This window comes from Roseateles sp. GW821-FHT09H10, from assembly GCF_059415865.1.
This window is the reverse complement of sequence record NZ_JBWKOB010000005.1, coordinates 1-20,624: the sequence shown is the minus strand read 5'-3', so window position 1 is coordinate 20,624 and position 20,624 is coordinate 1. Positions and strand designations below refer to the sequence as shown.

The 20,624-nt window shown below is 69.3% G+C and carries 20 protein-coding genes; 8 read left to right on the top strand and 12 right to left on the bottom strand.

Annotated features, from left to right (window positions below; genetic code table 11):
• The first annotated feature begins 55 nt into the window (after nucleotides 1-55).
• The 4 genes from AC07OY_RS21275 to AC07OY_RS21260 all read left to right on the top strand — a co-directional run bounded on the left by AC07OY_RS21275 (nucleotide 56) and on the right by AC07OY_RS21260 (nucleotide 5,575).
• Nucleotides 56-358, top strand: a complete 303-nt coding sequence (locus AC07OY_RS21275; protein ID WP_495044590.1) for a DUF2818 family protein — start codon at nucleotides 56-58, stop codon at nucleotides 356-358.
• Nucleotides 279-923 (top strand): NUDIX domain-containing protein, encoded by a 645-nt coding sequence (locus tag AC07OY_RS21270; protein ID WP_495044589.1) that lies wholly within the window; start codon nucleotides 279-281, stop codon nucleotides 921-923. The genes AC07OY_RS21275 and AC07OY_RS21270 overlap by 80 nt, the downstream gene beginning before the upstream one ends.
• Nucleotides 924-1,168: 245 nt before the next feature.
• On the top strand, nucleotides 1,169-2,335 hold the full coding sequence (locus tag AC07OY_RS21265) for an efflux RND transporter periplasmic adaptor subunit (protein ID WP_495044588.1): 1,167 nt from the start codon (nucleotides 1,169-1,171) through the stop codon (nucleotides 2,333-2,335).
• An 18-nt stretch (nucleotides 2,336-2,353) separates the two neighbouring features.
• Complete coding sequence (locus tag AC07OY_RS21260) at nucleotides 2,354-5,575, top strand: efflux RND transporter permease subunit (protein WP_495044587.1); 3,222 nt, start codon at nucleotides 2,354-2,356, stop codon at nucleotides 5,573-5,575.
• Here the strand turns inward: AC07OY_RS21260 and AC07OY_RS21255 are convergent.
• Nucleotides 5,572-6,975, bottom strand: a complete 1,404-nt coding sequence (locus AC07OY_RS21255; RefSeq protein ID WP_495044586.1) for an FAD-binding oxidoreductase — start codon at nucleotides 6,973-6,975, stop codon at nucleotides 5,572-5,574. The two genes, AC07OY_RS21260 and AC07OY_RS21255, sit on opposite strands and share 4 nt — an antisense overlap.
• A complete protein-coding gene (locus AC07OY_RS21250) occupies nucleotides 6,972-7,352 on the bottom strand; it encodes a DUF2069 domain-containing protein (protein ID WP_495044585.1) in 381 nt (126 codons plus the stop codon). Before AC07OY_RS21250 ends, AC07OY_RS21255 begins: the two co-directional genes overlap by 4 nt.
• Nucleotides 7,353-7,373: 21 nt before the next feature.
• Between AC07OY_RS21250 and AC07OY_RS21245 the strand changes: the two genes are divergently transcribed.
• Nucleotides 7,374-8,666 carry a YihY family inner membrane protein gene (locus tag AC07OY_RS21245; RefSeq protein ID WP_495044584.1) on the top strand — a complete coding sequence of 431 codons (1,293 nt, stop codon included), beginning with the start codon at nucleotides 7,374-7,376 and terminating at the stop codon, nucleotides 8,664-8,666.
• 17 nt (nucleotides 8,667-8,683) lie between these two features.
• Entirely contained in the window at nucleotides 8,684-9,139 is a 456-nt protein-coding gene (locus AC07OY_RS21240) for a YccF domain-containing protein (protein WP_495044583.1), read from the top strand.
• A 3-nt stretch (nucleotides 9,140-9,142) separates the two neighbouring features.
• Here AC07OY_RS21240 and AC07OY_RS21235 read toward each other — a convergent pair whose 3' ends face one another.
• Both AC07OY_RS21235 and AC07OY_RS21230 read right to left on the bottom strand, forming a co-directional pair.
• Nucleotides 9,143-10,120, bottom strand: a complete 978-nt coding sequence (locus AC07OY_RS21235; protein ID WP_495044582.1) for a Bug family tripartite tricarboxylate transporter substrate binding protein — start codon at nucleotides 10,118-10,120, stop codon at nucleotides 9,143-9,145.
• A gap of 28 nt (nucleotides 10,121-10,148) precedes the next feature.
• Entirely contained in the window at nucleotides 10,149-10,712 is a 564-nt protein-coding gene (locus AC07OY_RS21230) for a helix-turn-helix domain-containing protein (RefSeq protein WP_495044581.1), read from the bottom strand.
• 99 nt (nucleotides 10,713-10,811) lie between these two features.
• Between AC07OY_RS21230 and kbl the strand changes: the two genes are divergently transcribed.
• Together kbl and AC07OY_RS21220 are read left to right on the top strand one after the other, a co-directional pair.
• The gene (kbl, locus tag AC07OY_RS21225; RefSeq protein ID WP_495044580.1) at nucleotides 10,812-12,008 is read left to right on the top strand and encodes a glycine C-acetyltransferase; all 1,197 of its coding nucleotides are present in this window, start codon (nucleotides 10,812-10,814) and stop codon (nucleotides 12,006-12,008) included.
• Nucleotides 12,005-12,958, top strand: a complete 954-nt coding sequence (locus AC07OY_RS21220; RefSeq protein WP_495044579.1) for an NAD-dependent epimerase/dehydratase family protein — start codon at nucleotides 12,005-12,007, stop codon at nucleotides 12,956-12,958. The genes kbl and AC07OY_RS21220 overlap by 4 nt, the downstream gene beginning before the upstream one ends.
• Nucleotide 12,959: 1 nt before the next feature.
• Here AC07OY_RS21220 and AC07OY_RS21215 read toward each other — a convergent pair whose 3' ends face one another.
• From AC07OY_RS21215 to AC07OY_RS21180, 8 genes are all read right to left on the bottom strand, one after another.
• Nucleotides 12,960-13,985, bottom strand: a complete 1,026-nt coding sequence (locus tag AC07OY_RS21215; protein ID WP_495044578.1) for a DUF4438 domain-containing protein — start codon at nucleotides 13,983-13,985, stop codon at nucleotides 12,960-12,962.
• 14 nt (nucleotides 13,986-13,999) lie between these two features.
• Nucleotides 14,000-14,767: a hypothetical protein gene (locus tag AC07OY_RS21210; RefSeq protein ID WP_495044577.1), complete on the bottom strand. Its 768-nt coding sequence runs from the start codon at nucleotides 14,765-14,767 to the stop codon at nucleotides 14,000-14,002.
• Nucleotides 14,768-14,769: 2 nt separating this feature from the next.
• On the bottom strand, nucleotides 14,770-15,270 hold the full coding sequence (locus tag AC07OY_RS21205) for a hypothetical protein (RefSeq protein ID WP_495044576.1): 501 nt from the start codon (nucleotides 15,268-15,270) through the stop codon (nucleotides 14,770-14,772).
• A gap of 12 nt (nucleotides 15,271-15,282) precedes the next feature.
• Nucleotides 15,283-16,377, bottom strand: coding sequence for a hypothetical protein (locus tag AC07OY_RS21200; RefSeq protein WP_495044575.1), 1,095 nt, complete (start codon nucleotides 16,375-16,377; stop codon nucleotides 15,283-15,285).
• 43 nt (nucleotides 16,378-16,420) lie between these two features.
• Nucleotides 16,421-17,089: a hypothetical protein gene (locus AC07OY_RS21195; protein WP_495044574.1), complete on the bottom strand. Its 669-nt coding sequence runs from the start codon at nucleotides 17,087-17,089 to the stop codon at nucleotides 16,421-16,423.
• A gap of 30 nt (nucleotides 17,090-17,119) precedes the next feature.
• Complete coding sequence (locus AC07OY_RS21190) at nucleotides 17,120-19,102, bottom strand: hypothetical protein (RefSeq protein WP_495044573.1); 1,983 nt, start codon at nucleotides 19,100-19,102, stop codon at nucleotides 17,120-17,122.
• Between the two features lie 28 nt (nucleotides 19,103-19,130).
• Nucleotides 19,131-20,396, bottom strand: a complete 1,266-nt coding sequence (locus AC07OY_RS21185) for a hypothetical protein (RefSeq protein WP_495044572.1) — start codon at nucleotides 20,394-20,396, stop codon at nucleotides 19,131-19,133.
• A gap of 32 nt (nucleotides 20,397-20,428) precedes the next feature.
• Nucleotides 20,429-20,624: hypothetical protein (locus tag AC07OY_RS21180; RefSeq protein ID WP_495044571.1), on the bottom strand; the 196-nt coding region annotated here is incomplete at its 5' end.

Here is a 20,624-nt window from a genome sequence, read left to right as displayed (position 1 = left end):
CACATCGCCAGCGCTGGCCGGCTGGGGAGCGGCCCGGCGCTCGGCCCGCAAGATAATGGATCAATCCGTCGCCGTCTGGCTGGTCCTGGCCGCGGCCGTCGTCGCGGCCAACCTGCCTTACTTCAACGAGAGGCTGCTGCTCGTCGGCCCGCGCCAGGCGTCCAAGTCAGCCTGGTGGCGGCTGCTGGAGCTGCTGCTGATGGCGGGGCTGACCTTCGCCATCGGCTCCGCGCTCGAGGCCCGCATCGGCCAGCGCCACGCCCAGGGCTGGGAGTTCTATGCGGCGGCCAGCTGTCTCTTCATCACGCTGGGCTTCCCCGGCTTCGTCTGGAGATATCTGCGCCGTGGCAGGGACTGACGACAAGCATCTGGTCGAGACGCTGATCGAGGCCGGCCAGGCCTACCGCGGGCGCTTCCTGGACGTGCGCCGCGACCGCGTCGCGCTGCCCGACGGCGGTGAGGCCCAGCGCGAATACATCCGCCATCCCGGCGCCGTCATGGTCGTGCCCCTGCTCGACGATGGCCGCCTGCTGATGGAGCGCCAGTACCGCTATCCCATGGGCCGCGTGATGCTGGAGTTCCCGGCCGGCAAGCTCGACGCCGGCGAGGATCCGCTGGCCTGCGGCCAGCGCGAGCTGCTCGAGGAAACCGGCTACAGCGCCGCTGAATGGGCCTATGCCGGGGTGTTGCACAACGCCATCGCCTACTCGGACGAAGGCATCCACATCTACTTTGCGCGCGGCCTCGTGAGGGGCGAGCAGCAGCTGGATGAAGGCGAGTTCCTCGAACTCGTCACGCACACGGTCGAGGATCTCGACCGCTTCGCCGCTCAAGGCGAGCTCACGGATGCCAAGACGCTGATCGGCTTGCTGTGGCTGCAGCGCTGGCGCCAGGGCGCCTGGCCCCTGCCATGGCAAAAGTAGTGCCCCTCGTCCAAGGTGTACCTTGGCCGGTCCCCCGAGGGGACGGCGATGCTTGCGGCGTTGAGCCACAAGCACATCGCCAGGACGGGCCGGCTAGGGAGCGGCCCGGCGCTCGGCCCGAAATACGCACCTGATTACGTTCGAAAACATTTCGTACATGACCTCTGGCGAGTTGTTGCCAGCCCGTTAAGCTCAGGCGTTTGAGCCGTCCGTTACTTCTGTCCTCTGAGGAAAGCTACCCTCCCATGACTCGTGCAACGCCGATCCTGACAGCCCTGTCCTTGGCCCTGCTGCTGACCGCCTGCGGCAAGGGCGGCAAGCCTGACGATGCCAAGGCAGCCGCCAAGCCGGCTGCCGCGTCGCTGCTGCTGGCGCCCGAGGATCTGCGACAGGTGGGACAGAGCGGCCTGATCGGCGCCCCCGTCATCACGGGTGCCATCCAGCCGGCCCGCCGCGCCGACCTGCGCGCCGAAGTCGCAGCCGTGGTGCTGCAGGTGGCCAAGGACAACGGCGAGCGCGTGCGCGCGGGTGATCTCATCATCCGCCTGGATCCCACCTCCATCCGCGACGGCCTGACCTCCGCCGAGGAGGCCCTGCGCGCCGCCCAACAGAGCTTCGAGCAGACCGAGCGCGTGCTGGCCCGCCAGCGCACGCTGAACCAGCAGGGCATGATCTCCATGCAAGGCCTGGAAGACGCCGAGGTGCGCCGCAATGCCGCCCAGAGCGAACTGGCCGCCGCCAAGGCCCGTGCCGTGACGGCCCGCCAGCAGGTCTCGCGCACCGAGGTCCGCGCGCCCTTTGACGGCGTCGTCAGCGAACGCAAGATCTCCACCGGTGACACCGTGCAGGTCGGCCGCGAACTGATCAAGGTCATCGATCCGACCTCCATGCGCTTCGAAGGCCAGGTCTCGGCCGACCGCCTCGGCGAGCTCAAGCTCGGCCAGCCCGTGTCCTTCCGCATCAACGGCTTCGGCGACGCCGAGTTCAAGGGCAAGCTGGCCCGCATCGATGCCGCCGCCAATGCGACGACGCGCCAGGTCGAGCTGATCGCCGAGTTCAACGACCGCGCCAAGGCGCCCCAGGTTTCGGGCCTCTATGCCGAGGGACGTGTCGAAAGCGCCGAGCGCAAGGCCCTGGTGCTGGCCGAGGGCTCGGTGGTCCGCCAGGGCGACAGCGCCTTCGTCTGGAAGATCGCCGGCAGCCAGCTGAAGAAGGTGTCGGTGACCCTGGGCGAGCGCGACGAGCGTCGTGGCGAGGTCGTCATCGCTTCGGGCCTGGCCCAGGGCGACGAGGTGCTGCGCGCCCCCACCAGCAGCCTGACCGACGGCGCTGCGGTGCAACGTGTGGCGGCCGGTTCCGGCGCCGCTTCCGCCGTCGCGTCTGCCCAGCCCGCCGTTGCGGCCAGCAAGTAACCGCCTCGAGGTCCAGCCATGTTCCTCTCCAACTTCAGCATCAGCAGGCCCGTCGCGACCGTCGTCATGGTCATCGGGCTGATGCTGGTGGGCCTCTTGGCGCTGTCCAAGCTCAAGGTCAACCAGTTCCCCGAGATCGAGCCGCCGGTGCTCGTCATCAACATCCCGTATCCGGGCGCCTCACCCGAGACGGTGGAGCGGGAAGTCGTCAACCGCATCGAGAAGGCGCTGCAGAGCATCTCGGGCGTGGACCGCTCCAACTCGACCTCGCGCGAGGGCAGCGCCACCCTGGTGCTGATCTTCGACTTCTCGAAGAACATGATCGAGGCCGCCGACGAGGTGCGAAACGCGATCGCCTCGGTGCGCTACAAGCTGCCGACCGAGATCCGCGAACCCATCATCACGCGGGCCGATCCCGGCGCCCAGCCCATCCTGCAGCTGTCGCTGTCCAGCACGACGCTGACGCATGCCCAGCTGAGCCGCCTGGCCGAGGACAAACTGGCCGAGCGCTTCCGCGGCATCACGGGCGTGTCGGTCGTCAACGTCAACGGCGCCTTGCGTCGTGAACTGTCCATCCTGCTGCGCGCCGAGAAGCTGCGCGAGTTCGGCGTTTCGGTCACCGAAGTCACCAATGCCGTACGCGCCCAGAACACGACGGCGCCGGTCGGCAAGGTGCGTGGCGAGCTGGAGGACCAGAGCATCCGCCTGCTGGGCCGCCTGGAAAGCCCGGCCGAGTTCGAGCAGATGATCATCAAGCGCAGCGCCGGCACCGTGGTGCGCCTGGGCCAGGTGGCCGAGGTCAAGGACGGCTTCGCCGAGATGACCGGCTACTCGCTGCGCAACGGCCGCCCCAATGTCGGCATCTCCATCACGCGCTCGCGCGACAGCTCCACGGTCAGCGTCGCCAACGACGCCCGCGCGCTGCTCAAGGAGGTCGAGAAGGAACTGCCGAGCGGCACGACGCTGGAGATCACGCAGGACGGCGGCAAGGATGCCGAGAACAGCCTGAACAACGTGACCCACGCGCTGGTCTTCGGCGCCGGCCTGACCATCTTCGTCGTCTACGCCTTCCTGAACAGCTGGCGCTCGACGCTGATCACGGCGCTGTCCCTGCCGACCTCGGTGCTGGCGGCCTTCATCGCGGTCTGGCTGCTGGGCTTCTCGCTGAACTTCATGAGCCTGCTGGGCCTGTCGCTGGCCATCGGCGTGCTCATCGACGACGCCATCGTCGTGCGAGAGAACATCGTGCGGCATATGGAAAGAGGCAGCGACCGCGTGACGGCGGCGCGCGAGGGCACGGCCGAGATCGGCCTGGCCGTCGCCGCGACGACCTTCGCCATCGTGGCCGTCTTCGTGCCGGTTGCCTTCATGGGCAACGGCCCCGGCCAGTGGTTCAAGCCCTTCGCGCTGACCGTGGTCGCCTCCGTCATCGTGTCGCTGCTGATCAGCTTCACGCTGGACCCCATGCTGTCGGCCTTCTGGGGTGATCCCCCGGGCTACCACGAGCAGCCCAAGAAGGGCTTCGGCAGGCTGCTGGAGCGCTTCAACCACTGGTTCGACGGCGTCGCCAACAGCTATGGCCATGTCATCGCCTGGGCCCTGCATCACCGCCGTTGGATGGCCGTGTTCGCCGTCGTGAGCTTCTTCGGTGCGATCGGCCTGCAGGCCACGGTCGGCGGCTCCAGCTTCCTGCCGCAGTCCGACGCCGGCTTCCTGGCCGTCGACGTCCGCGCGCCGGCCTCCAGCAGCCTGGACTATTCCAAGCTCAAGCTCGACGCCGCCGCGGCCCTGGCCTCGACGATGAAGGAAACCAAGGCGACGACGGCCTACCCGAACGCCAGCGGTGGCCGCATCTACATCGACATCGGCAAGAGCACCGAGCGCCAGCGCTCGGCGGGCGACATCGCCAAGGACCTGCGCGAGAAGGTCGGCCGCCTGGTGGGCGCCGAGTACGTCGTGCTGGACGACCTGAACAACGGCGCCCAGAAGCCCGTGCAGATCCGCTTCTACGGCGCCGACTCGCGCAAGCTGCAGGAGATCACCCAGGGCTTCGTGCAGACGCTGCGCGGCGTCAAGGGCGCGGTCGACGTCGGCTACTCCGAGCAGGACCCGCAGAACGAGCTGCAGATCGAACTGGATCGCAGCCTGGCCAACCAGATGGGCATCTCGGTCAACGACGCGGCCCAGGCCCTGCGCGTGGCCTTTGCCGGCGTCGAGGTCGGCGACTGGATCGACCCGACCGGTGAAGCCCGCGACGTGGCCGTGCGCCTGCACCCGTCCGACCGCGTCGACGCCGCCAACATCGAACGCCTGCCAATCACGGTGACCGGCACCAACCGCATGGTGCCGCTGGACCAGATCGCCACCGTCACCATGGGCAAGGGCCCGGGCCAGATCCAGCACGGCGACGGCAAGCGCACCATCACGGTCAGCGCGAACGCCCAGGGCCGCGCGCCCGGCGAGATCACGTCCGAGGCCAAGAAGCTGGCCGAGAAGATCGACTTCCCGCCCGGCTTCGGCATCGAGCTGGCCGGCTCGGCGCGTGACCAGCAGGTCGTCTTCACGGCCATGATCACCGCGCTGCTGTCCGGCATCGCGCTGATGTACTTCGTGCTCGTCATCCAGTTCAACAGCTTCACGGCACCGCTGGGCGTCATGCTGTCGCTGCCCCTGTCGCTGTTCGGCGTCGTCGTGGCACTCATCCTGACCCGCGGCACGCTGAACCTGATGAGCCTGATCGGCGTCATCATGCTGATGGGCCTGGTCGCCAAGAACGCCATCCTGCTGCTGGACGCGACGCGCCAGGAGGAAAAGGCCGGCATCGACCGCGAAGAGGCCCTGATGCACGCCGGCCGCAAGCGCTTCCGGCCCATCCTGATGACGACGCTGGCGCTGATCGCGGGCATGTTGCCGGTCGCCGTCGGCATCGGCGAGGGCGGCGAGTTCTACCGCCCGATGGCCGTGGCCATCATCGGCGGCACGATCACGTCGACGCTGCTGACCCTGTTGGTGGTGCCCACCTTCTACGACAGCATCGAAGTCAAGCGCGACAGCCTGATCCGCCGCTTCTCCATCCGCCGCCAGCGCTGGACCATCGTGGGCGCCGCCGTGCTGACCGCGGGTGAAGTGCTGCTGCTGGTCGCCGGCTTCCTGACGCTGACGATCTTCCTGTACTGGGTCGCCGAGTGGGTGTTCAAGAAGGCACGGCCGGCCAAGACGCTGGTGGTGGCTCCGGCCTAAAGCAGGCGCCCAGGGTTGAGCAGGTCGAGCGGGTCCAGGGCCCGCTTGATCGCCCGCATCAGCGCCACGGCCGTCGGGTCCTTGCGTGCGCCGAGCTCCTCGCGCTTGAGCCGGCCGATGCCGTGCTCGGCCGAGATCGAGCCGCCGCGCTGCTGCACGGCGTCGTAGACCAATTCGTTGATGGCCGCTTCGTGCGCGGCCAGGAACCCGGCTGGTGCCACGCCGGCCGGCGCCTGCACGTTGTAGTGCAGATTGCCGTCGCCCAGGTGGCCGAAGTCGATGACCTCGATGCCGGGCAGATAGGCCGCCAGGGCGGCATCCATCTCGGCGACGAAGCCGGGAATGCTGGAGGCCGGCAGCGAGATGTCGTGCTTGATGTTCAGCCCGGCCTGAGCCTGGGCCAGCGGGATGGACTCGCGCAGATGCCAGAAGGACTTGGCCTGCTGCAGGTTCTGGGCAATCGCCGCATCCTGCACGCAGCCGCGCTCGACGGCCGCTTCCAGCAGGCCTTCGAAAACCGTGCGGGCATGCTCGGCGCTTTCGGCGTCGGACAACTCCAGCAGCACCGTCCAGGCCGCGCCCGGCAGCGGCTGGGCCAGTTGCGGCAGTTCGCGCGCCACCAGGGCCAGCGAGGCGCGGTTCATGACCTCGAAGCCGGTCAGCGCATCGCCGGCCCGCTCGCGCGCCAGGCCGAGCAGCGCCACCGCGTCCTGCATCGAGTCGCAGGCGGCGAGGGCGGTCAGTCTTTCCTTCGGCATGGGATAGAGCTTCATCGTCGCGGCGGTGATGACGCCCAGCGTCCCCTCGCTGCCGATGAAGAGGTCGCGCAGGTCGTAGCCGGTGTTGTCCTTGCGCAGGCCCGAAAGGCCATGCCAGACCTCGCCGGTCGCCGTGACCACCTCCAGCCCCAGGCAAAGCTCGCGCGCATTGCCATAGCGCAGCACCTGGGTGCCGCCGGCATTGGTGGCGAGGTTACCGCCCAGCGTGCAGGAGCCCTCGGCCGCCAGGCTGAGCGGGAAGAGCATGCCGGCACCGGCGGCGGCCGCCTGCACCTCGGCCAGCACGCAACCCGCCTCGGCCGTCAGGCTGGCGTTGGCGATGTCGATGCCGCGCAAGCGCTTCATGCGCGACAGGCTCAGCACCAACTGGCGGCCGCTGTCATCGGGCGTCGAGCCGCCCACCAGGCCGGTATTGCCGCCCTGGGGCACGACGGCCACGCGGTGCTCGTGGCACAGGCGCATCACCGCAGCCACTTCTTCGGTCGAAGCCGGTCGTGCGACCGCGAGCGCCTTGCCTGCATAGCGCTTGCGCCAGTCGTTCTCGTAGGCCGCCAGGTCGCCGCCAACCAGCAGCCCGGCCTCGCCGAGCCGTTCACGCAGCGCGGCGAGGAAGTCCTTCATGCGGTCTTGGCCGCCGCCAGTCGCAGCCGGATCTGGGCCGTGCAGGCCGTGAAGGCGATGACGCTGAGGATGACCTCGCCCAGCGCCAGCCACTGGCCGGTGCCGCTCTCGCTGGTGGAACGCACCAGGCCCTCCAGCACATAGAGCCAGATGGCCAGGGCCACCCAGCGGTAGGTGTACATGCGATAGCGCCACAGCCCCAGCGGCGCCGGCAGCAGCGGCAGCACCTTGATCGCCAGCGTGCCACGGCCGGTCGGCGCCAGCCACAGCTCCCAGGCCAGGCAGAGCAGGATCAGCGCAACGACGCTGGCCGTGGCCAGGTTGCGCGACAGGCGCTCGTTGGCATTCGGTTCGGTTCTTTCGGGGGCAGGGGACATAGCTGCGGCATCATAGAAGCCATGTCCACGACACCGGTTCCTCCCGTTCCGCCCGACGCGCCCGAAGCCCTGGATGCGCCGCTGGCCCGCAACCCCATCGCCTTCGCCGGCAACTTCATCGCCGACCTGCTGGCCTGGCCCTGGCTGCAGACCCTGCACACCTTCCGCCAGCGTTTCCGCGAAGAGAAGCTCGGCCTCACGGCCGGCAGCCTCACGTTCACGACCCTCATTTCACTCGTGCCGCTGCTGACGGTGATGCTGGCCATCTTCACGGCCTTCCCCATCTTCGCCAGCCTGCAGACGGCGTTGGAGCAGTATTTCCTGAAGAGCCTGATCCCGGGCAATATCGCCAAGCCGGTGCTGGCCTCGCTGACGCAGTTCGCGGCCAAGGCCAACAAGCTGGGCGCGGTCGGCCTGATCGTGCTCGGCGTCACGGCGCTGGCGCTGATGCTGACCATCGACCGCACGCTGAACGCGATCTGGCGCGTCAAGCGGCCGCGGCCCATGGCCCAGCGCGTCCTTGTCTACTGGGCCGCGCTGACGCTGGGCCCGCTGCTGCTGGGCGGCAGCCTGACGCTGACGAGCTATGCCGTCAGCGCCGGCCAGGGCCTGATCACCAAGCTGCCGGCCAGCCTGTCCACGCTGCTGGGCGGCGCCGACATCGTGCTGCTCGGCCTGGCCGTGGCCGGCCTCTTCCACTATGTGCCCAACACCCATGTGCGCTGGCGCCATGCGCTGCTGGGCGGCGCCTTCGTGTCCATCGGCTTCACGCTGGCGAAATCGCTGCTGGCCTGGTATGTGAAACAGGTGCCGACCTATTCGACGCTGTACGGCGCCTTCGCCACCGTGCCGGTCTTCCTGGTCTGGGTCTATCTCGGCTGGGTCATCGTGTTGCTCGGGGCCATCCTGGCCGCCAACACGCCCAGCCTGACGGGCCGGCTGCATCTGCGCCCCGACGTGCCGGGCCAGTCCATGGCCCTGGCGCTGGAAACGCTGCGCGAGCTGTGGCGGGTGCGCGAGGCCGGCCAGCAGGGGCTGTCGCATCTGGCCCTGGCGGGCGCGCTGCGCGTCGACCCGCTGCAACTTGCACCCGTGCTCGACAAGCTGCGGGCCATGGAATGGATAGGCCTGCTGGAAGAGGAGGGCGCCCAGCGCCTGGTGCTGCTTTGCACGCCGGAGCGCACGCCGGCCGAAGGCTTGCTGCTCGGCTTTCTGGCCGAGCGCGGGTCCACGCTGGACCCGCTCTGGCAGCGCAGCGGCTGGCAGCGCCTGCAGCTGGCCGATCTGTTCACTGGCGTCACCCCTGTGCGCTGACCGTCTGGAGGAAATGAATGAGTGCGATTGGCAATTTCATCTGGTTTGTCCTGGGCGGCGTCTTCATGGGCCTGGCCTGGTGGGTGGCCGGTCTGCTGGCTTTCGTCAGCATCATCGGCATTCCCTGGGGACGTGCCTGCTTCGTCATCGGCCAGTTCGCCTTTTTCCCTTTCGGCAAGGAGGCGGTCAGCCGCAAGGCGCTGTCGGGGGTGGATGACATCGGCACCGGTGGCCTCGGCCTGATCGGCAATGTGCTCTGGTTCATCTTCGCCGGCGTGTGGCTGGCCATCGGCCATGTGTTCTCGGCCGTTGCCTGCTTCTGCACCATCATCGGCATCCCGTTCGCGATCCAGCATCTGAAGCTGGCTGGTATCGCCCTCGCGCCCATCGGCAAGACCATCGTCGACAAGGAGGTGGCAGCCGCCGCGCGGGCTCACGAGGCCCAGGCCAGCGTTGCGGCCATGCGCCGCTGAGCCTCACTGCGGCTGGAAGCCCCCGGCCTTGATGATGCGGGCCCAGCTGGCCGAGTAGGCGCGCTCGCGCGTGGCGAGCTGCGCCGAAGTCATCATGCCGACCGACAGGCCCAGCTCGGTCAGCCGCGCCTTCACCACCGGTTGGGCGATGACGCCCGCGAGCGCGTTGGACATGCGCTCGACGACGGCGGGCGGTGTGCCAGCCGGCGCGAACAGGCCGTAATAGGGCAGGTCCTCGAAGCCGGGGATGCCGAGCTCGGCAAAGGTCGGCACCTCGGGCAGCACGCCCTGGCGCTGCTGGCCCATGACCGCGACGATCTTCAGCTTCTTCTGCTGGTGGTTGACGATGAGGTCGGGCACCGAGCCCACGCCGGCGCTGATCTGGTTGCCCAGCATGTCGGCAATCATGGGAGCGCTGCCGCGGTAGGGGACGCTGAGCAGGTTCAGCCCGTTCTTCTCGCCCAGCAGCTTGACGAGGAACTCGGGCACCGAGGCCGGTGCCGGCACGCCGACATTGCCCTGGCCGCCTTGCTTCTTCACCCAGGCGAGGTAGTCGGGCAGGCTGGCCGCCGGCGTTCCGCCCGAGATCGCAAGCGCGTTGGCGAATGTGGCGAAGCCCGCCACCGGAACGAAATCCCTGGCCGGGTCGAAGCCGGGATTCTTCAGCACCAGCGGCAGGATGGAGATGGTGTGATCGTGCGAGACGAAGAAGGTCGTGCCGTCGGGCGGGGCGGCCTTCAATGCCTGGGCCGCGATCTGGCCACCCGCGCCGGGCTTGTTCTCGACGAGGACCGTCGTGCCCAGGGACGCCTGCAGCGCCTCGCCGATCAGCCGCGCAATGGCATCGGTGCCACCACCGGCGGGGAAGCCGACGAGAAGATGGATGGGCTTGTTGTCCTGGGCCTGCGCGGCCAGAGGGCCCAGTGGCAGGGCGGCCAGAGCGGCCAGCGAGGTTAGCGTTAGGCGACGGGAAATCTGCATGCATGCCTCCTTGAGCGGAGGCTGCAGTCTACGGATGAAGGACGACCAGCAGGGCAGTCGCCGCCGACTTGCTCAAATTGCGGATCGCATGCGGCCCGTCCACCGCATAACGCGCCGTCTCGCCGGCCTTGAGCTTGCTTGTCAGCCCCGAAGCGGTCACTTCCAGGCTGCCGGTCAGCACGCTGAGATGCTCGCGCGAACCGGGTTCATGGGCCTGGCTGTCCAGCACGCCGCCGGGCTGGATGGCCAGCTCGTACCACTCGAACTGGCCGGCCAGCTCGATGGGGCCGAGGATGCGCAGCTTGCACAGCCCGTCCGGGCTGGTCAGCCCCGGCGTCGCGTGGGCCGGCACCGTCTCGATGGCGGGTGCCGCGACGCGCTCGGTGCCCAGCAGCTCGCCCATGTCCACGCCCAGCGCATTCGCCAGCCGCCACACCACCGCCACCGTGGGATTGGCCTGGTTGCGCTCGATCTGCGACAACATGGACTTGCTCACGCCGGCCCGCTTGGAGAGATCATCCAGCGACAGGCCCCGGCTGCTGCGCAGGGCCTGCAGGGCAGCGCCGACGCGGGGCGGTTCGGTGTCCGACATGTTCATGCTTGACGTGAATAGACGTTTTTCAGATACTGCACGAAAGTTCGATATATCGAACGCGTTCAATTTACCGAATTGTGCATCAGGAGCAGCGCCATGAGCCAGGCCTTCTATCAACATCTGCAGACGGAACTCGACGGCATCCGTGCCGCCGGCCTCTTCAAGGCCGAGCGCATCATCACGACGCCCCAGGGCGCCGTCGTCAGGACGGCCGATGGCCGCGAGGTCATCAACCTCTGCGCCAACAACTACCTGGGCCTGTCGTCCCACCCCCAGGTCATCGAGGCGGCGCATGAAGCCCTGCGCACCCATGGCTTCGGCCTGTCGTCGGTGCGCTTCATCTGCGGCACCCAGGACCTGCACAAGGAGCTGGAGGGCCGCATCGCCCGTTTCGTCGGCTGCGAGGACGCCATCCTGTACGCCGCGGCGTTCGACGCCAACGGCGGCCTCTTCGAGCCCCTGCTGGGTGAGCAGGACGCCATCATCAGCGATGCGCTCAACCACGCCTCGATCATCGACGGCATCCGCCTGTGCAAGGCCCAGCGCTATCGCTACGAGCACAACAACCTCGACGACCTCGAGCGCTGCCTGAAGGAAGCCAAGGCCAAGGGCGCCCGCTTCACGCTGGTCTTCACCGACGGCGTGTTCAGCATGGACGGCACCATCGCCCAGCTCGACAAGATCCGCGCGCTGTGCGACCAGTACGACGCGCTGCTGGGCATCGACGAATGCCATGCCAGCGGCTTCCTCGGCAAGACCGGCCGCGGCACGGCCGAGCACCGCGGTGTGTTCGGCAAGATCGACATCGTGACCGGCACCTTCGGCAAGGCCCTGGGCGGCGCCTCGGGCGGCTTCACGGCCGCGCGCAAGGAAGTCGTCGAGCTGCTGCGCCAGCGCTCGCGCCCCTATCTGTTCAGCAACACCCTGGCCCCCAGCATCGCCGGTGCGTCGCTCGCCGTGCTGGACCTGCTGGAAGGCTCGACCGCGCTGCGCGACAAGCTGGAAGCCAACACCGCCTATTTCCGCGAAGCCATCCAGGCGGCCGGCTTCGAGATCAAGCCCGGCACCCACCCCATCGTGCCCATCATGGTCTACGACGCCGTCAAGGCGCAGGAGCTGTCCAAGCGCATCCTGGAGCTGGGCATCTATGCCGTCGGCTTCTTCTTCCCCGTCGTGCCCAAGGGCCAGGCCCGCATCCGCGTGCAGATCTCGGCCGTGCATGAGCGCGAGCATCTGGAGAAGGCCGTCGCCGCCTTCACGCAAGCCGGCAAGGAACTGGGCATCCTGAAATGAGCACCACCCCGCGCATCCTCATCATCGGCGCCAACGGCCAGATCGGCACCGAGCTGGCGACGGAGCTGGCCAAGCTGCACGGCAATGACGCCGTCGTCACCAGCGACCTGGCGCCCAAGGGCCGCGTGCCCAGCCTGCACCACGAGGCCCTGGACGTGACCGACGCCGGCGCACTGGCCACCATCGTCAAGCGCCACCACATCACCCAGATCTACCACCTCGCCGCGGCACTGTCGGCCAATGGCGAGAAGCACCCGATGTGGGCCTGGGACCTGAACATGAAGGGCCTGCTCAATGTGCTGGAGCTGGCCCGGCACGAGAAGCTGGACAAGATCTTTTGGCCCAGCTCCATCGCCGCCTTCGGCCCCAACACGCCTTCTGTGGACACGCCGCAGACCACCGTCATGGACCCGACCACGGTCTACGGCATCTCCAAGCTCGCCGGCGAGCGCTGGTGCGCCTGGTACCACGCCAAGCACGGCGTGGATGTGCGCAGCCTGCGCTACCCCGGCCTCATCAGCTGGAAGACGCCGCCCGGCGGCGGCACGACGGACTACGCCGTGGAGATCTTCCACTCGGCGCTGAAGGAAGGCCGCTACACCTGCTTCCTGGAGCAGGACCAGGCCCTGCCGATGATGTACATGCCCGATGCGCTGCGCGCCACCATCGAGCTGATGAATGCGCCGGCCGACCAGATCAAGCAGCGCGGCAGCTACAACCTGGCGGGCGTCAGCTTCACGCCGGAAGGCATCGCCGCCTCCATCCGCCGCCGTCTGCCGGCGTTCTCGATGGATTGCGTGCCTGACTTCCGCCAGAGCATCGCCGCCAGCTGGCCGCAGCGCATCGACGACAGCGACGCCCAGGCCGACTGGGGCTGGAAGCTGCAGTACGACCTCGACGCGATGGTCGACGACATGCTGGCCAATCTGGGTCCACAGCTCAAGTCCTGAATCAGGTCTTGAAAGCGAGCTTGGGCGGCACCTCGCGCAGCTTGCAGCGCACGCGGCGGTCCCGCTCGGCAAGCGTCAGCCGCTCCTGAGGCGGTACGGGCTGACGCACCCCCAGCGCTGCCGCAAGATTGGCGTCCGCGGACCGTCGCGGCCGCAGCAGCTCGGCCGGCCCCGTCAGCAGGGGCGTGACGCCCGGCCCATGGCCGCTGACGGTGCTGTCGCCATGCACGATGACACCGATGGTCACGCGGCCCGCGCGCATGCTGGGGCCGCGGCGCGTGTCGGCATCGGTGATGGCGACGAAATCGCCGAAGCGCAGGCTGCCCAGGCGGTAGCGCTCGCGGGCGGCGCGGTCGGCCAGCTGGATGTCGTAGTCGCCGCGCCAGGCGGTGTTCTTGCCCAGGCCCGAGCCCATCAGCCGCGCCGGGATCAGGTGGGTCACTGGCACATGAAGCTGCCCGTCGCTCTCGGTGATGCCCCAGCGTGACAGCAGCAGCGGCGCGCAGTTCATCAGCTCGATGCGCGGATGCCGGGGCAGGCGCAGGCCCTGGCCGATGGACGTGATGGCGATGCGGTCGCCGATGGCCAGGCGGCGCAGCACCTCGGGCGGGAAATCCACCATCACATGGTTGACGCCGCCATGCTTGCCCGTCACCCAGCCTTGCTGGCCGCGCGCCGCGCCATTGAGCACCAGCGCGCGGTTGCCCACGCAGGCATAGGTGATCAGCGCGTTGTTGGGCCCGTCGCGCGGCCCGATGACCTCGCGGTTGTTGTTGTGCAGCGAGACGCCGGGTTCGATGTGGTCGCCCGCCAGGCCGACGCAGAGGTCGCCGATTCGCCGGTTCAGCACGATGCCGCCGGTGCCGGGCAGCACGCGCGGCACGCCGTCATAGCCGACGCGGTAGGGCATGGCGCGCGCCACCGGGTGGGCGATCTGGCCCTGCACGGTCACGGCGACGAGTTCGTCGCGGTTGAAGCGCGGGACACTGGCGCTGGGCGGCGTGGGGCTGCGGGGCTCGGCATACATGGGCAGGCTCCGGATCAAAGCCGATACCACCAGGCCCGGCAGCGTTGCCAGGGGTCCTGGGTGTCGTCGTTGGAGGCGTCGGCATCGGGCGGCAGCGTCAGTACATGCACGACACAGGCATGCTCGACCGACTGCAGCAGGGCCGCCAGGCCGGCCGCCGCAATGGCCTGGCGCACGAAGGCGCGCTCGGCGGCCATCAGGCTGCTGCCGTCGACCTCGGCCAGCAGCTCGGGCACACCGTTCAGGCGGGCCAGCGCCTGCACCGGGCCGGGTTCGGCCAGGGCATCCGGCGCGCGGCACAGGATCAGCGCGCCATCCAGCGCGGCCGACAGAGCCAGGGCGTCATGGGCGCTGGCCACCGGGTCGAAGCCCTGGCACCAGCCGCGGCCCGCGGGCCTGGCCTGATGGGCCAGCAAGGCCTCGGCATGCCATTCGAAGCGCTCCACCAGGGAGTCGTCCGAGGCGCTGCCGCGCAGCTGCGATTCCGCCAGGTTGTCGCCCACCCAGCGCAGCGTCCAGGAGCCGGCGTCGGTGCCGTCGCGCAGGGCCGTCCAGTCGCTCAGGGCCAGGGGGTGCAGGCCCGACTGGGGCTGGTCGCTGGCGCCCAGCAGCTCGCTGGCGTCCAGCACCTGCCAGAAGGAGCGCGGCAGCCAGGTCTCGAAGACGCGCGTCAGGCCCAGGGCCAGCTTCAACCCGCAGGCCTGGCCCAGCACCAGGGCCGGGTCCAGCACGCAGCGCAGCTTGACGCCATCGACGGTGACGCGCAGATCGCTGGCGCCCATGCTCAGCCTCCGTCGAACTCGTCGAACACATCGCCGGGGCGCAGGCGCACCGGCGCGCGCTGGGTGCCGCTGCGGTCCAGCGTGGGCGCGGCGGCGCCGGCGGCGTAGACGAGCTTGCGCAGCACGGCGCCGCTGGCCGGGTCCAGCTGCAGGAAGACGTTGCGGATGGCGGTGTTGCGGGCGTCGATGTGGCGCTGCATCTGGGTGGGGTTGGTGTCCACCTCGATGTGCGTGGGTGCATTGCCGCGGCGCGGGTTGTTGAAGTTGGCGTCAGGGCGCAGCCGCGAGCGCGGCTGGCCGCGGCCACGGCCCTTGTCGACGCGCACGAGCGTGCCCGGGAACCAGCGCCTCAGGTCGTTGGTGAGGCTGCCGATCACATGCCAATGCGTCAGATTGGGCGACAGGCCGCGCTGGTGGCGCGGCAACTGCGTCAGCGCGTCGATGCCCGCATCCACCTCCGCCAGCGCGTCGTCGATGACGGCGGCGTCCCAGCTGGCGTCCATGGGCGTCCTCCGTCAGGCGGCTTGAGCCTGGCGCACGCCGAGCACGCTCTGCAGGGCCGGCGTCACGCCGGGGAAGCCACGGCCTTCCGGCGTCATGCGGTAGGCCGCCACCCAGGCCTCGGCGTGAGCGCCCATGGGCCGCACGACGCTCTGGAACAGGATGGGATCGATGGCCGTCTTGAAGTCGTTGTCGGCGATGAACTGCAGGATGCGGCGGCCGCTCTCGGCCATCTTGGCGCGCTGGCTGGGCTCGGCCACGCCGCCGAGGTAGCGGTTGGAGACGATCTCAACCACATCCCACTTGGTGTTGGCATCGAAGGCCTTCTTGATGTCGGGCGCATCCAGCAGCTGCAGCACCGTCTTCAGGTGGTGGCCGGTCTCCATGGCCAGCGAGAAGATGTTGCCGTAGGTGGAGCGGTCCAGCGCATAGCGCAGGTCCAGGCCGATGCGCTGCACCGTGGCGACGCTGCCGAAGGGCCGCTGCTCGATGACCTGGCCGCCGCGGATGACCTCGCCGATCAGCAGGTCGCGGAAGTACTGGCCCAGGGACACCATGAAGCCCACCATCTGGCGGTGGAAGTTGCGGTTGGTGACCGCCCCTGCCGGCGCCTGGGCCGTGCCGTAGTTGAAGGCGCGGCGGTAGGCCACCATGCGGTCGGCGCGCTTGTAGCGCAGCGGCTGCCACTTCTCCAGCAGATACAGGCCGCGGGCGCCGGGGCCGCGCTGGATGCGCATCTTGCCGAGGCGGAACAGGCGCAGCAGCGTGTCCACCACCTCGAAGATCTTCATGCGCTCGTGCTGGTAGATGTAGTACAGCTCGGCCGCAGCATGCAGCTGGCTGGGCACGACGGCGTCGTCGAAGTCAGGCGTGATGTGGGGGTAGGCGATCTTGTCGAAGTCAGGCGGCCCGTTCTCGCCGAAGCCGACGAGGTCGAGGAAGCCGTCGCGGCCCTCGCCGCCGTTGGCGGCGCCCTTGAGCAGTTCGCCGAAGCGCTGCTCGAAGGGCTGCTCGAACTTCTGCCGTTCGGCGGCAGGCATGGCCGCCAGCTGGTCGCGCAGGAAGGTCTCCCACAGCCGCTGGATGGTCTCGGTGGTCTGGAAGCTCATGGTGTGGCTCCGGCGTGGCGTTGCACTCGGGGTGTTGCGATGACTAGCCCAGGTGGGCCGTGATCTCGGGAATCAGCGCGTGCACTTGCGCGTAGCGCACGCTGCGCACGGCAAGGTCCACGCTGTCGAACCTGGCGAAGGCTTCCAGGAAGCGCTTCTGCAGGTCGGGGCGCGCCGCCAGATGCAGGCGGGCCTCGGGTTCGGCGAGCGTCAGCAGGCTCTGCAGCTGGACGTTCTCGCCCCATTCCGTCTTGACCTGCTTGTCGGGCTGGCCGGGCTTGGCGTCCACGGCCAGCGTCTGCACCTGGGTGAGCCAGCGCACGAAGAGCGCTGACTTCGGCGTCACGGCCAGCACCGGCGTGGGTGTCGGCGTGGGCGTCGGAGCGGGGGCCGGCACCGGCAGGCTGGCCAGCTTGTCCAGCACCTTCTTGACCTCTTCGGCCACATTGGCCTTGAGGGCCGTGACGGCGGTGCCGAGGCTGTCCGTCTGGGCCTTGGCCAGTTCGCGGACGACGCGGTCGGACTCGCTGGTCAGCTGGGTCGGCAGCTTGGCGATGATGTCCTGGGTGGGCTTGAACGCCGTGTCCACATAGTTGGGCAGGGCCACGACGAGGTTGCGGGTCTCGGTGATGTCGTGGGCCGTGCTGCCGAGGTCGAGGGTGACGGGGGTGCCCAGCAGCTTGTGCAGGGCTGGGGTGTGCAGGGTCTGCATGGTGTTTGGCTCCAGTGGTTCGATGCGGCCTCAGAAGCGGACCTGGCCGTTGCGCGCGGGATTGGGGCGGCCCTGGCCGAGGCGGTTGACGCGCTCGATCAGCGTGTCCATCGAGGTTTCCAGCGTCGGCGGCAGATCCAGCGCCGTGACGGCTGCGCAGTCCTCGCCGGCCACCGCCCGCACGGCGGCCCGGACGACGTCCTGCACCCGCGCCAGCGATCCGTCGATCTGCGAGCAGTTGGCCACCAGGGAATGGACCAGGTTGGCCCAGTTGCGCTCCATGTCCAGCTGCATGCACAGCTCCTGCTCCACCAGGCCGACGAAGCCGTCCAGGGCCTCGTCGCCACCGACGGCGGCGGCCAGGCCGGGCTGGGCCGCGAACAGCCCGCCGAGCTCGGCGTACAGCTCGGTGATGTCGTCGACCGAGGCCTGGGCATTGGGCAGGGCCGGGTCGGGTGCATCGTCCAGGGCGTCCTGCAGATCGGGCAGCAGCAGGGGCGGGTTGGCATTGCCGGCGATGTCGATGGTGCGCTGGGCCAGGCGCCGCGCGGCCACCAGCGCGTCGGAGGCGGACTGGTTCTCGGCCAGCAGCAGCTCGGGGCGCAGCCGGTCGGCCACTTCCTCCAGCAGGCGCACCAGCGTGCGCATGCCCGGTCGCGGGTCGTCGTTGCCGTCCGTCAGGCAGTCGTGGTCGACCACCTCGTCGATCAGGTAGGCGTAGGCCGAGGCGCGCCGTTCGGCGGTGCCGAAGTTGACGAAGCCCAGGGCGTAGAGGTCGATCGAGCGGTCGACGTCGTAGAGCACCTTGTCCAGCAGGGCCACGCAGCTGCGGTCGGCCGTGCAGCAGGCACCCGAGACGCAGTCGATCTCGTCGGCCAGCAGGTTGCGGCGCGACACCAGGTCCACCAGGCGCTGGTCGGCGGCGTCCAGCCCCGAGCTGCCGTACAGGCCGTAGAACAGGATGGGCGGCCGCGCGATCTTCATCAGGCGGAAGCCGCCGGCCGAGTCGAAGGCCGAGGCGAACAGCTGCAGCGCCTCGAGGAAGGCATACAGGGCCGGTGATTCGGGGCTGACGCCGCGGCGCGTGACGACGATGAAGCGGCGGAAGCGCTCCAGCCCCAGCAGCGAAGTCGAGCCGACCGCGCGCAGGCCCTCGGCGGTGTTGTCGCCGCTGCGCTGCACCAGCTCGTCCATGGTCCGCGCCAGCTCGGTCTCGACCAACAGGGAGCGCAGGTCGCTCTGCCCCTGGGCGTCGAGCAGGTTGTTCAGCTGCCGGTAGGCGTCCAGGCCGCGCGGCCAGTCGTCGGGGCCATAGGCCTGCTGGGTGCTGCCGACGAGATTGCGCAGCGCATAGATGACGGCGTCGCGGCGGGTCTGCAGGTCGTTGTAGGCCACCTGCGGCACATAGCGGCCGCCGCCGAAGCCGACATTGGCCAGGGCCTCGCCCATGATGACCAGCAGCAGATTGGCCGCCTCGTCCAGGCTCTGCGCGAACTTGCGGAAGTCCGTCAGCATGGACGGCGTGTGCGTGCCGACCAGGCGCGACAGGCGCGCATAGTCATTGAGCTGGCGGCGCATCGCGAAGCCCTTGTCGCGGTTGCGCGGGTCCAGGCCGAAACGGGCCGCGTTGTAGCCCTCGGTGAGGGCGGCCCGGATGGCATGGCCCCAGCCGCGCAGCTCGGGCGCCACGTCCTTCAGGATGGCGCTGCGGGTCAGGTGGTCGAGGTCGACATTGATGTCCTCCAGGGCCTGCTGCCACTCGGCGCCGCCGGCGGCGGTCAGCATCTGCACGACGGGCGGCCCGGCATTGGCCGCCTGCAGGAAGGGCAGGCCGCGCGACTCCTGGCCGATGGCCTGGGCGCGCGGGTCGGCGTTGTAGCGGGTCAGCAGGGCCTGGGCCACCTGGTTGGGGTCGTTCGGGTCGCCGACCTTGAGCTCCCGGCGGATCAGGTTGTCCAGCACCAGCCGGTCTTGGCCGGTGTGCACGGTGGACAGGGTGTTGGAGGAGGCCATGAGGGGTCCTTGGGTGTTGGGGTTCGGTTCAGGCGGCCAGGCGCAGGGCAGGGCGTCGCTTGCTGCTGCCGCTGAGCTGGTCGGTCACGGCATGCGCCAGGCGCTGCGCCGGGATGCGGCCGCTTTCCAGCGCGTAGTGCGCCGCGCTGACGACGTGGCGGGGCGGCAGATCGGCCGTCTGGCCGGCCTGCAGGCGGCGTGCGCCTTCCAGGATGGCGTCCTGGTCGCCGCGGCTGAAATGGATGATGTCGGCCAGCGCCCGGTGCGCCAGGTTGCGGCGCGTCTGGAAGGCGATCTCGTCGACCACCTCGGGGATCAGCCGGGGCGCGCTGCTCATCAGGCCGGCGGGGATGCGATGGCCGCCTTCACTGCGGTACAGGGCCTGCCAGACGCGCAGCAGCTGCGTCGCCTCGCTGGCAAAGCCCATGCGGCGCAGCATCTCGGCCAGCATGTAGACGCGCAGATAGGCCGTCGGATGGGCGCCGCCGGGGCGGAAGGTCATGGTGCGCGGCTGCGGGTGGGCGAGGAAGTCCGCCATGCCCCAGGCTGCCGCCGGCCCGCCGAGCAGGATGGCGGCCAGGTCGGCAAAGATCTCCTTGTGCCAGCGGCCATAGGTGGAGGCCAGCATGGGGCTGCCTGCGCGACCCATGACACGGCGCAGCACGGCCTGGCGGTTCTCCTGCCAGATGCCGGCGTCGGCCTGGATGTTGTGGGCCACTTCATGCAGGAAGACCGACTGCCAGGGCTGGTCTCTATCCCAGGGGATGCGGATCAGCGGAAAGGGGTTGGCCTCGCCCAGCAGGCGCGACAGCGACACGCCTCGGCGCATGGTCGCCGGCGAGTAGCCGTGCTCCATATAGGACACCGGCTTGAGCAAAGGCCCCTCGAACAGGCGCGGGGAGGACTGGCGGATGGCGGCGTAGCAGTCGGCGGCGATGTTGTCGTGCGCGGCCAGGGAGGGTCCGAAGGCCGTGCCGCGCTGGGCGAACACCTCGTAGAACATGCCGAACAGGCGCCGCGCCCGGTCCAGCTCGCGCTCGACCAGGGCGATGTCGACGAGCACGCGCTGCGGGGCGCGCTGGCCGGCATCGGTCTGCAGCTCGTCGAAGCGCTGCTTGATGCGCTGCTCCACCGCCGCCAGCCGCGCGTTGGCCACGCGGAAATGCTCGGGCGAGGGGGCATAGGGCATGTCCTGGGGACGCAGGCCGACGAAGGCGTTGTCCACCCGCGCGAGCCGGGAGAGCCGGGCCGACAGCCCGGTGATCTTGGCCTGCAGGAAACGTCGCACGCTCATGGCCCGCTCCTCCGCTTGATGCCGTCCGCCGCTCAGCGGCAGCGCAGGTTGATGACGACCGGGCCGCGCGCCAGGATGCGGCGGTTGCCGCGGCAGTTGGCGCAGACATGGCCCGCTCGCAAGGGGGCGCCGGCGGCGGCGCGGCCGGTCGTGGCGGCCACCTGGCGGGCGATAGGCGCGACCTGGCGGGCCACCGCCTGGGCGGCCTGGCCGCGCGGCGTAGCGCGG

Bases quoted from the DNA above. Each gene is read 5' to 3' on its own strand.
- AC07OY_RS21235 (WP_495044582.1), bottom strand. From the start codon at position 10,120: ATGCAGATTTCCCGTCGCCTAACGCTAACCTCGCTGGCCGCTCTGGCC.
- AC07OY_RS21275 (WP_495044590.1), top strand. From the start codon at position 56: ATGGATCAATCCGTCGCCGTCTGGCTGGTCCTGGCCGCGGCCGTCGTC.
- AC07OY_RS21210 (WP_495044577.1), bottom strand. From the start codon at position 14,767: ATGGGCGCCAGCGATCTGCGCGTCACCGTCGATGGCGTCAAGCTGCGC.
- AC07OY_RS21245 (WP_495044584.1), top strand. From the start codon at position 7,374: ATGTCCACGACACCGGTTCCTCCCGTTCCGCCCGACGCGCCCGAAGCC.
- AC07OY_RS21270 (WP_495044589.1), top strand. From the start codon at position 279: ATGCGGCGGCCAGCTGTCTCTTCATCACGCTGGGCTTCCCCGGCTTCG.
- kbl (WP_495044580.1), top strand. From the start codon at position 10,812: ATGAGCCAGGCCTTCTATCAACATCTGCAGACGGAACTCGACGGCATC.
- AC07OY_RS21185 (WP_495044572.1), bottom strand. From the start codon at position 20,396: ATGAGCGTGCGACGTTTCCTGCAGGCCAAGATCACCGGGCTGTCGGCC.
- AC07OY_RS21260 (WP_495044587.1), top strand. From the start codon at position 2,354: ATGTTCCTCTCCAACTTCAGCATCAGCAGGCCCGTCGCGACCGTCGTC.
- AC07OY_RS21250 (WP_495044585.1), bottom strand. From the start codon at position 7,352: ATGTCCCCTGCCCCCGAAAGAACCGAACCGAATGCCAACGAGCGCCTG.
- AC07OY_RS21190 (WP_495044573.1), bottom strand. From the start codon at position 19,102: ATGGCCTCCTCCAACACCCTGTCCACCGTGCACACCGGCCAAGACCGG.
- AC07OY_RS21200 (WP_495044575.1), bottom strand. From the start codon at position 16,377: ATGAGCTTCCAGACCACCGAGACCATCCAGCGGCTGTGGGAGACCTTC.
- AC07OY_RS21240 (WP_495044583.1), top strand. From the start codon at position 8,684: ATGAGTGCGATTGGCAATTTCATCTGGTTTGTCCTGGGCGGCGTCTTC.
- AC07OY_RS21215 (WP_495044578.1), bottom strand. From the start codon at position 13,985: ATGTATGCCGAGCCCCGCAGCCCCACGCCGCCCAGCGCCAGTGTCCCG.
- AC07OY_RS21230 (WP_495044581.1), bottom strand. From the start codon at position 10,712: ATGTCGGACACCGAACCGCCCCGCGTCGGCGCTGCCCTGCAGGCCCTG.
- AC07OY_RS21265 (WP_495044588.1), top strand. From the start codon at position 1,169: ATGACTCGTGCAACGCCGATCCTGACAGCCCTGTCCTTGGCCCTGCTG.
- AC07OY_RS21255 (WP_495044586.1), bottom strand. From the start codon at position 6,975: ATGAAGGACTTCCTCGCCGCGCTGCGTGAACGGCTCGGCGAGGCCGGG.
- AC07OY_RS21195 (WP_495044574.1), bottom strand. From the start codon at position 17,089: ATGCAGACCCTGCACACCCCAGCCCTGCACAAGCTGCTGGGCACCCCC.
- AC07OY_RS21205 (WP_495044576.1), bottom strand. From the start codon at position 15,270: ATGGACGCCAGCTGGGACGCCGCCGTCATCGACGACGCGCTGGCGGAG.
- AC07OY_RS21220 (WP_495044579.1), top strand. From the start codon at position 12,005: ATGAGCACCACCCCGCGCATCCTCATCATCGGCGCCAACGGCCAGATC.